The sequence below is a fragment of the Streptomyces sp. NPDC060028 genome, assembly GCF_042736725.1.
Lineage (GTDB): Bacteria > Actinomycetota > Actinomycetes > Streptomycetales > Streptomycetaceae > Streptomyces.
The window spans coordinates 1-8,499 of record NZ_JBHWVJ010000154.1; the positions used below are offsets into that span (position 1 = coordinate 1).

9 protein-coding genes are annotated in these 8,499 nt (G+C 73.2%); 4 read left to right on the forward strand and 5 right to left on the reverse strand.

The genetic code is table 11. The features are described 5' to 3' along the window. Nucleotides 1-142: 142 nt before the first annotated feature. The 5 genes from ACFWBF_RS36740 to ACFWBF_RS36760 form a co-directional block, all read right to left on the reverse strand. Nucleotides 143-490 (reverse strand): hypothetical protein, encoded by a 348-nt coding sequence (locus ACFWBF_RS36740; protein WP_385609182.1) that lies wholly within the window; start codon nucleotides 488-490, stop codon nucleotides 143-145. Nucleotides 491-652: 162 nt separating this feature from the next. Further along, nucleotides 653-1,717 (reverse strand): chaplin, encoded by a 1,065-nt coding sequence (locus ACFWBF_RS36745; protein WP_385609183.1) that lies wholly within the window; start codon nucleotides 1,715-1,717, stop codon nucleotides 653-655. Between the two features lie 122 nt (nucleotides 1,718-1,839). Next, nucleotides 1,840-2,073, reverse strand: a complete 234-nt coding sequence (locus tag ACFWBF_RS36750) for a chaplin (RefSeq protein ID WP_385609184.1) — start codon at nucleotides 2,071-2,073, stop codon at nucleotides 1,840-1,842. Nucleotides 2,074-2,302: 229 nt separating this feature from the next. Beyond that, a complete protein-coding gene (locus ACFWBF_RS36755; RefSeq protein ID WP_385609185.1) occupies nucleotides 2,303-2,713 on the reverse strand; it encodes a rodlin in 411 nt (136 codons plus the stop codon). Between the two features lie 119 nt (nucleotides 2,714-2,832). Continuing rightward, complete coding sequence (locus ACFWBF_RS36760) at nucleotides 2,833-3,060, reverse strand: hypothetical protein (protein WP_385609186.1); 228 nt, start codon at nucleotides 3,058-3,060, stop codon at nucleotides 2,833-2,835. Between the two features lie 102 nt (nucleotides 3,061-3,162). Between ACFWBF_RS36760 and ACFWBF_RS36765 the strand changes: the two genes are divergently transcribed. The 4 genes from ACFWBF_RS36765 to ACFWBF_RS36780 all read left to right on the forward strand — a co-directional run bounded on the left by ACFWBF_RS36765 (nucleotide 3,163) and on the right by ACFWBF_RS36780 (nucleotide 8,420). Continuing rightward, nucleotides 3,163-4,266, forward strand: a complete 1,104-nt coding sequence (locus tag ACFWBF_RS36765; protein WP_385609187.1) for a DUF3344 domain-containing protein — start codon at nucleotides 3,163-3,165, stop codon at nucleotides 4,264-4,266. Nucleotides 4,267-4,330: 64 nt separating this feature from the next. Then, the gene (locus tag ACFWBF_RS36770; RefSeq protein ID WP_385609188.1) at nucleotides 4,331-5,491 is read left to right on the forward strand and encodes a glycosyltransferase; all 1,161 of its coding nucleotides are present in this window, start codon (nucleotides 4,331-4,333) and stop codon (nucleotides 5,489-5,491) included. Then, nucleotides 5,488-7,017 carry an exopolysaccharide biosynthesis polyprenyl glycosylphosphotransferase gene (locus ACFWBF_RS36775; RefSeq protein ID WP_385609189.1) on the forward strand — a complete coding sequence of 510 codons (1,530 nt, stop codon included), beginning with the start codon at nucleotides 5,488-5,490 and terminating at the stop codon, nucleotides 7,015-7,017. Before ACFWBF_RS36770 ends, ACFWBF_RS36775 begins: the two co-directional genes overlap by 4 nt. A gap of 2 nt (nucleotides 7,018-7,019) precedes the next feature. Beyond that, nucleotides 7,020-8,420 carry an O-antigen ligase family protein gene (locus ACFWBF_RS36780; protein ID WP_385609190.1) on the forward strand — a complete coding sequence of 467 codons (1,401 nt, stop codon included), beginning with the start codon at nucleotides 7,020-7,022 and terminating at the stop codon, nucleotides 8,418-8,420. Nucleotides 8,421-8,499: the final 79 nt, after the last annotated feature.

The following is an 8,499-nucleotide window of genomic DNA, read 5'->3' on the forward strand; positions in this document are numbered from 1 at the left end:
AAATACCGGGCCGCTCCACCCCCCGGTTCCCCCACGTCCCCAAACACTGAGTCGATCCTCCGCGCCCCCCGCCCCGGGGGGGCGCCGCCGGCCTTGCCGGTGGCGCCCACGGTCGTATCTGCCCACGCGCGGGACGGGACCGTCAGTTGGCGCCGCCGTTGAGCTTCACGCCGCCGAGCATCGGGGACCCCTGCGTGGCCCCGTTCGCGAGCTTCATCACCTCGCCCGGCGCATCGTTGCGGACCTTGTTGACGGTCTGCACGGTGCCCATGACCTTGTTGACGGTCTCGCCCTGCTCGGCCAAGCCGTTGCCCAGGGTCTGCGGAAGGGCCTGCGAGACCGGATTGACGGCGTTCAGGGTCTCCGTCACCCCGCCCGTCAGGCTCATGGTCGGCGAGGCGGTCGGGGCCTCGGCGGCGAAGGCGGGGGCGGTGGCACCGAGGGCGGCGACGGAGCCGACGACGACAGCGGCGACCTTCGTGAGCTTCATTATCGAAATCCTTTTCCAGCGGCGACCGGTGCGCCGCTTTCGCCATGGCTAACGATTCCCCGCCGCTACGGAAACGCAGAACCGAACATGGCAACGGCAACGGCCGGAGAACCCGACAAGGGACTCTCCGGCCGATATTTCTTCTTATTACCGGCATTGCCGTCAGGCGATACGGGACCTGCGGTACAGAATGGCGCCGCCCAGGATCAGGGCCGTGGCCAGGGCTGCCGCGGCGGCGGACTGCCCCGCACCCGTCTCGGCCAGTACGGGCGCCGAGACCTGCGCGGGTACGGGCACCGGAGCGGGAGCCGGAACCGGTGCCGGAAGGGGCGCCGGCGCGGGGGCGGGCGCGGGCGCCGGGGGCATCGGTACGGGCAGGTCACCGGCGGGGGCGGCCGGGGGCTGGTCCGCCGGACGTACGGCTTCCGGTGCGGGCGCGGGGACGGGCGCCGGCGCGGGGTGCTCCACGACCTGACTCCCGTGCGGCGGCATGGGAGCGGGCGCTTCCTCCGCCACGGGAGCCGGCCCGGGCGCGGGGGCGGGAAGCGTGTGGGGCGCCTCCTCCTGGACGGGAGCCGGCGCCGGGAGCGTGTGCGGCGCCTCCTCGACCGGTGCGGGAGCCGGAGCCGGCGGGGGGACGGGGGCCGGGGGCGGGGCAGGGTGGGGGTGCGACTGCGGAGGGTGGTCGTCGCACTCCTCTTCGCCGGAGACACCGGAGTCGGAGGAGTCGCCCGAGCCGCCGTAGCCGCCCTCGTCCCGCGCCGTCTCCTCGTGCCGCGGCGCCGCGTGCTTCGGCGCGGAGTGCTTGGGGGCCGCGTGCTTGGGCGCCCGCCGGGTCGCCTCGTCGCGCGGCTCCTCGGCCCGCTGCCGCGGCATCGCGTGCCGGGCCTCGCGCTCGTCGAGGTACCGCTCGAAGGCCTCGGCGTGTTCGGGGCTGAGGTAGCGCTCGTAGTCGTGCTCGGCGTCGGAGCCGGTCGTGGTGGCGCAGTTGTTGCCCATGGCGGGGTTGAGGGCCGCCCCGGCGTCCACGGTGTTGCCGCATACGTTCGGCGCGAAGGTGACCGGTACCGAGACGCTGTTGCCGGCCAGTACGCCCGGTGAATGCGAGGCTTCGGCCATGGCCCCGGGATGCGCGTAGGCCGCGCCCGCGATCGACAGCAGGCTGGAGGCGGCCGCCGCGGTGAGCATCCCCTTGCCCAGCACCTGTCGGCTCAGTACCTGTCGCATGGGTCCTTCCCTGTCTACCGGCACTGCTGGCCGGTGCTGAATCGAGGGTGGCCTCGGAGTGCACCGCCGTGCACTCCGAGGCCACCCCGAGGAGGTCTGCCCTTACGGGCGCAGGCGCTTCGTCAGGCGTTGACGCAGGTGTTGCCGAACGCGGGGTTCAGCAGCGCGATGATGTTGACGGTGTTGCCGCAGACGTTCACGGGCACGTGCACCGGGACCTGGACCAGGTTGCCGGAGAGGACGCCCGGGGAGCCCACGGCGTTGCCGTCGGCCACCGCGTCGGCCATGGCGGGGGAGGCGGCACCGGCGGCCATCAGAATGCCGGCGGCCAGCACCACTGCCTTCTTGTACGTCATTTGATTTCGATCCTTTCCCGCAGAGGCGTATCCACTGCAGAATTAACAACGAGTGGCTCCGGGAAAAGAAACCACAAGTTTTCGCGGGTCTGTCGGAAATTCACTCCGTTGCTCGCGCGCCCGGAATTCAGGGCCGATTTGCGAGTAATTCGCCAGAGCTCTACACGCGGCGAGGCCGCCGCGACCCGAAGGTGCGGCGGCCTCGCTGGCGCGGGGCGCGGGGGTGCGATCAGCTGCCGGCCGAAACGTTGCCGGACAGGATCGGGATGTTGTCCAGGATGTGCGAGAGGGCCTCGTCGCCCTTGGCCTGGGTGGAGTTCTCGGTGCACTGCTGGTTCTGCGGGCTGGACAGGACGGGGATGTCCTGGACGCCGACGTTGATCAGGGCCAGCACGGACTGCACGTTGGCCTTCGCGGGCAGGGCGATGCAGGGCTTGTTGAAGGAGCCCTGGATCAGCGCCATCTGCGGGCTCATGTTCCCGTAGGTCGCCTGGTTGCCGTAGATCTGCGAGGCGCCGTTGCCGTTCACGGTGTTGACGCCGTTGTCGTTCCCGATCGCCATCGCCTGCGGGGCCATGGCGGCACCCAGGCCCACGAAGGAGGCGGCAACCGCTGCGCCGGCTGCAAACTTCTTGATCATTGTCGTCCCTTTTTTGGCAGGATTGCCCGGTACTGGAGCACCCGGATCAACGGCCGGAACCCGGTTCGGGTTGCGAGGTTTCACTCGGATGCCGCCGTTTCGGGCAGCGCGGTTGACGCTCAGGCGTTCACGCAGGTGTTGCCGAACGCGGGGTTCAGCAGTGTTCGCCGTCGCGCGCCGTCCCCGCCCTGCGCGGAGGTGAGGCCCGCGCCGCCCATCAGCATCGCGGCGCTCGCGACCGCCGTGGTGGCGGCGCGCACCGCCTCTTCCTCATCTCCGTTTTCCCATTCGGTTCGAACAATGGTGCACCTCCATAACGACTCGCCATGCGCGAGGGTGCGTGCCATCGCCCAAAAGGCCGTACGAGCGAGTCCGACGTGATTTCCAGCCCGATATCTGCCAAAGTTCACTCCTGTTTTGTCCCCTTGATCGAAAATGGAGACAGGGTCATGGGTTCACCCCGCAGAATCCTCGGCACGCTCGGTCTGCTGTCCTGCCTCGCACTTTCGGCGAACGTGCCCGTGGCCGGTGCCGCGGCCCCGCCGGGGACACGTGAATTGCCCCGGGTCCCGTTCACCCAGCGTTATCAGGCCGTGCAGCACGGCGGGCTGGTCCGGGCCTCGAACTCGGCCATCGGCTGCCGCCGGGAGGAGTCCGAGCATGCCGAGCCGTGCGCCGAGGTCAAGCGGGGCGCGGCCGGGGTCAACAGCGACTTCGAGATGTTCTACGACGAGGTCGACAAGGACCCGGACACGTACAACTCCACCCGCGCCGAGCTCAAGGTCCCGCAGGGCGCGAAGGTCTCGTACGCCCGGCTGTACTGGGGCGGAAACCTGCGGGTCGGCGAGCAGAAGCCGCCGGAGGACAACGGCCGGGTGCTGGTCGCCGAGCCGGGCGGCTCGTACAAGGCGGTGCTGGCCGACACCGTGATCGGGCACCGCAGCGACGAGGGGAGCGACGCCTACCAGGCCTCCGCCGACGTGACCCCGCTGGTCCGCAAGGGCGGCGCGGGGATGTGGACGGTGGCCCAGCTCAACATCGCCATGGGGCACTCCGAGGTGGGCGCCTGGGGCGGCTGGACGCTGGTGGTCGCCTACGAGCACCCGCAGGAGCCGGTACGCCGGGTCTCGCTGTGGGACGGCTTCGAGGGGCTGGCCGCCGGGCCCGGCGAGGCTTCGGGCGAGACGGTGGAGCTCGCCGGTCTCGACGCCGCGCCCGGGTCCGCGGGCCGGGTCGGGGTGGTGGCGTACGACGGGGACCGCGGGACCCTCGGAGACTCACTCACGGTGACGGCTGACAGCGGGCGCCGGGTCAGTCTCAGCGATGCTGAAAATCCTTTTAATGATGTTATGAATTCCACGATCACGGAGTTCGGACATCCCTCGTTCGTGCGACAGCCCGAACATATTAACAATCTCGGATATGACGCGGACGTCTTCGATCTGAGCCCCGCTCTGTCCGGTGGTGCCCGAAACCTCACCTTCAGGTTCGCGGGCGAAAACCAGGGTCATTTCCTCGGTGTGCTCTTCGTTCAGACAGACGCGCGCCGCTGAACGCAGGAGATCGCTCCACGTGTCGACACAGCCTTCGACCGCACAACCCCCGACCCCACCGCAGGTGACCGTCCTCCATCTCGTCCAGCCCGTCGAGGGCGGGGTCGCCCGGGTCGTCGTCGACCTCGTCCGCGCCCAGTCCGCCGCCGGGCTGCGGCCCGTCGTCGGCTGCCCCCGCGGCGGCCGGCTCGCCGAAGACGCCCGCGCCGCCGGGGCCGAGGTCCTCACCTGGCGCGCCGGACGGGTCCCCGGGCCCGGCCTGCCCGCCGAAGTGCTCGGCGCCCGCCGGGTGATCGGCCGCGTCCGGCCCGACGTCCTGCACGCCCACAGCGCCAAGGCCGGGCTGGCCGGGCGGCTCGCCGTGCGCGGGAGGGTACCGACCGTCTTCCAGCCGCACGCCTGGTCCTTCGACGCCGTCGGCGGAGCCACCGCCGCGCTCGCCCTGCGCTGGGAGCGGTTCGGCGCGCGCTGGGCCGACCGGGTGCTCTGCGTCAGCGAGGCCGAACGCCGGACGGGCGAGTCCGAGGGGATCGCCGCCCGCTGGTCGGTGATCCGCAACGGCGTCGACCTCGACCACTTCCGCCCCGGCGGCCCCGACCCCGCCCTGGACAAGGCCGGCGCCCGCGCCGAACTGCCGCTGCCCACGGCCTTCCGGGACGGCGACGGACCGCTCGTCGTCTGTGTGGGCCGGATCTGCCTGCAGAAGGGCCAGGACATCCTGCTGCGGGCCTGGCCGGAACTGCTCGGCACCCTCCCCGGGGCCCGGCTCGCACTCGTCGGCGACGGCCCCGACACCGAACGGCTGCGGCGCGGCGCCCCGCCCGGAGTGCTCTTCGCGGGGGCCGCCCGCGACATCCGACCGTGGCTTCGGGCCGCCGATCTCGTTGTACTGCCGTCGCGGTGGGAAGGCATGGCGCTCGCCCCGCTCGAAGCCATGGCCTGCGGCCGTCCGGTCCTGGTCTCCGACGTCAGCGGTGCCCGGGAGAGCCTGCCGCCCGGCCAGAGACGGCTCTGTCTGGTGCCACCGGAGGACCCGACGGCGCTGGCCAAGGCCCTGGGACGGCTGCTCGCCGAGCCGCGGCTGCTCGCCGAACTCGGCGAGCAGGCCCAGCAGCACGCCAGGACCGACTTCGACGTGCGGCGGACCACGGACGCGGTCACCGGTCTGTACCACGAACTGCTGGGCAGGCCCCGGCCCTTGAACCAGGAGCGCATCAGCCGATGACGATGGACAGCGCACCCGCCCGGCACACCGGGCAGGGCGGAACGGGGCCTTCCGTAGGCAGCACCGGCACCGGCATCACCGCCGTCCGCCGTTCCGTGACCGCCATCCACCCCCCGCGGGGGCCCAAGGCCGAGCAGGCCCGCCCTGCCGTACGGCCGCACCGGGCCCGCCGCCGCGACGGGGTGCTCCCGCTGCTGAGCGCCGACGCGCTGGCGGTCGCGGTGACGACGGCCGCCCTGCCCGGACTCCAGCTGCCCGTCGAGGCGGCCGTGCCCGTCGCCGCGGCCCTCGCCGCGCTGCACGCCCAGGCCGGGCTGTACCGTCCGCGGCTCGCGCCGTCCGCGCTCCTCGAACTGCCCGCGCTGGCCGGTCGGGCCGCCGTCCTGTGGTGCGCGGCCGCCGCCGTCGTGGCCGCCGCCGCACCCGGGCAGGCCCTCGGCTGGAGCGTGCTGCTCGGCGCCGTGTGCCTCCAGGCGGTACTGGCGTGCGCGGGACGCGGATTCGTCAACCAGCTCCGCCGCCGCCTCCGCGTCCGCAGGCCCGCCTCCACCCTGGTCGTCGGCCCCGGCGCCGGGGCGAGCGCCGTCGCCGCCGCCCTGCACGGGCGCCCCGAGTACGGGCTGCGCCCGGTCGGGCTCGCCGATCCCGTCGCGAACCACGCCGGCACCGACGGCGAGAGCGGCGCCCTGCCCGTACTCGCCACCCACGAGGACGTCCGCCGCGCCGTCATCCAGAACTCGGTGCGCCACGCGGTGTTCACCCGCCCGCCGGAGGCCGACGAGCGCACCGCCGCACTGGTCCGGCTCTTCCACGACCACGGCTGCCGGCTCTGGCTCGCCGACCCGGCCGGGACCGCCAAGGTCACCGGCATGCGGGTGGCGCAGCCCGCCGACCAGCTGTGGGGGTACGCCGTACAGCCGCTGCTGCCGCGCCCCGCGCGGCCGCTGGAGCGGTACGCGAAGCGGGCCATCGACTCCTTGCTGGCCTCGCTCGCCCTGCTCGCCGCCGCGCCCGTGATGGGGGCCTGCGCCCTGGCCGTACGCGTCTGCGACGGGCGGGGGGTGATCTTCCGGCAGGAGCGGGTCGGCCTGTACGGGCGGCCCTTCACCCTGCTGAAGTTCCGCACCCTGAGTGCCGACGCGCACGAGTCCGCCACCCGCTGGACGGTGGCAGGCGACCGCCGGATGAGCCCGATCGGCTCCTTCCTGCGCAAGTCCTCGCTGGACGAGCTCCCGCAGCTGTGGAACGTGGTCCGGGGTGACATGAGCCTGGTCGGCCCGCGCCCCGAACGGCCGTTCTTCGTCGCCAAGTTCAGCAGCGTCCACCCCGGCTACGAAGCCCGCCACCGGATGCCCGTCGGCATCACCGGCCTCGCCCAGATCAACGGCCTGCGCGGGGACACCTCCATCGAGGACCGGGCCCGCTTCGACAACCACTACATCGACACCTGGTCGCTGTGGCAGGACCTGTGGATCCTGGCCCGCACCGCGGCCTCGTTCTTCCGATTCCGGCTGGGGGGCAGCTGAACATGAGCCTTGCCGTATCGACGACCCGGCCACGGCCCGATCTGCCGGTGCTGCTGCGCCGCCACTGGCCGCTGCTGCCGCTCGCCGCGACCGTCCTGTTCCTCCTCGCCCCGCTCCCCGCGGGGGACGCGACCGCCTCCGGCAAGGTCGGCCCGGCCGACGCCGCCTCGCTGCTGCTCGTGTTCGTCTGCGCCGTGCAGGCCCTGCGCGGCCGGGTGCGGGCCCTGACCCCGCTCGCGGCCTTCGTCCTCGGGCTGCCCGCCGTCGGACTCGCCGTCGCGACCGTGACCGCCGGGGATCCGTACGCCGCCCTGCCCGGGTTCGTGCGCTACCTCCAGGTGTTCGTGCTGGTCCCGGCCGCGATCGTGCTGCTGGTGCGCGACGCCGGGGAGTTCCGGCTGGCCGCCGGGTGCTTCGTGGTGCTGGCGCTGGTGCAGGGCGCGGTGGGGGTCGTGCAGTACGCGACCCACACCGGGGCCTCGTACCAGGGCGAGGACGTCCGGGCCGTGGGCACCTTCGGCCCCGGCGACGTGATGGGCATGGCCACGGTGGTGGCGTACGGGCTGGTCGTGGCGACCGCCGCGGCGCTGGCTCCGGGGCTGCCCCGGCGGGTCCGGCGGCTCGCGACCGCCGCGGCCCTGGCGCTGGTGCTGCCGCTGGTGCTGTCCTTCAGCCGGGGCGCGTGGATCGCCACCCTCGGCGCGGCGGTGCTCGTGATGGGGCTGGCCGGGATCCGGCGGGCCCTCAAGGTGCTCCTCGCGCTCGGCGCGGCGGGCGTGGTGCTGGTCGGCGGGCTCGGCGTCGGTTCCGAGATGGTGGCGGAGCGGCTGACCTCCATCACCCAGGTCTCCAGCGCGCCCGACCAGTCAGTGACCGACCGGTACACGATGTGGGCGGCCGCCGAGTCGATGTGGCGCGAGCGGCCGGCCGCCGGGGTGGGCCTCAAGGGCTTCCCGGCCAACCGGGACGGCCACTCCTCGCTGGGGCTCTCCTCCGGCAGCGACACCGGGGGCGCGGGCCAGGCGTACCTGCGCCAGCCGCTGCTCTCCCCGCACAACATGTACCTGCTGGTGCTCAGCGAGCAGGGCCTGATCGGGCTGACCGCGCTGGCGGGCGGCTGGGCGGCGGTCCTGGTCGCGGGGCTGCGCCGGTTCACCTCCGGCGGGTCCGACCGGGGGATCAGGGACTGTGGGCTGGTCGCGGTGGGACTGTTCGTCTGGCAGCTGACCGACTTCCTCTACGCGGACATCGGCGGCCCGTCCACCGTCCTGACCGGAGTGATCATCGGCCTGGCCGCCTGGTGGGCCCTCCCCTCCCCGCAGGACGTCGACGGCCCCGCGGTACGCCTCGCCCACGGCGCCGGACCGGGCGGCCCGGCCCCCGAGGGTGCGGGCGGCCGGTGACCGACACGACTCCCTGGCGGCCCGCCTCCGGCCCTCCGGCCGGGGCGGGCCCCGCCCGCGTCCCGGGCGCCCCGGAGGG

What these genes read in the sequence shown, in the direction of transcription:
- ACFWBF_RS36775 (WP_385609189.1), top strand. Translation starts at nt 5,488, where the DNA reads ATGACGATGGACAGCGCACCCGCCCGGCACACCGGGCAGGGCGGAACG.
- ACFWBF_RS36765 (WP_385609187.1), top strand. Translation starts at nt 3,163, where the DNA reads ATGGGTTCACCCCGCAGAATCCTCGGCACGCTCGGTCTGCTGTCCTGC.
- ACFWBF_RS36745 (WP_385609183.1), bottom strand. Translation starts at nt 1,717, where the DNA reads ATGCGACAGGTACTGAGCCGACAGGTGCTGGGCAAGGGGATGCTCACC.
- ACFWBF_RS36750 (WP_385609184.1), bottom strand. Translation starts at nt 2,073, where the DNA reads ATGACGTACAAGAAGGCAGTGGTGCTGGCCGCCGGCATTCTGATGGCC.
- ACFWBF_RS36760 (WP_385609186.1), bottom strand. Translation starts at nt 3,060, where the DNA reads ATGGCACGCACCCTCGCGCATGGCGAGTCGTTATGGAGGTGCACCATT.
- ACFWBF_RS36755 (WP_385609185.1), bottom strand. Translation starts at nt 2,713, where the DNA reads ATGATCAAGAAGTTTGCAGCCGGCGCAGCGGTTGCCGCCTCCTTCGTG.
- ACFWBF_RS36780 (WP_385609190.1), top strand. Translation starts at nt 7,020, where the DNA reads ATGAGCCTTGCCGTATCGACGACCCGGCCACGGCCCGATCTGCCGGTG.
- ACFWBF_RS36740 (WP_385609182.1), bottom strand. Translation starts at nt 490, where the DNA reads ATGAAGCTCACGAAGGTCGCCGCTGTCGTCGTCGGCTCCGTCGCCGCC.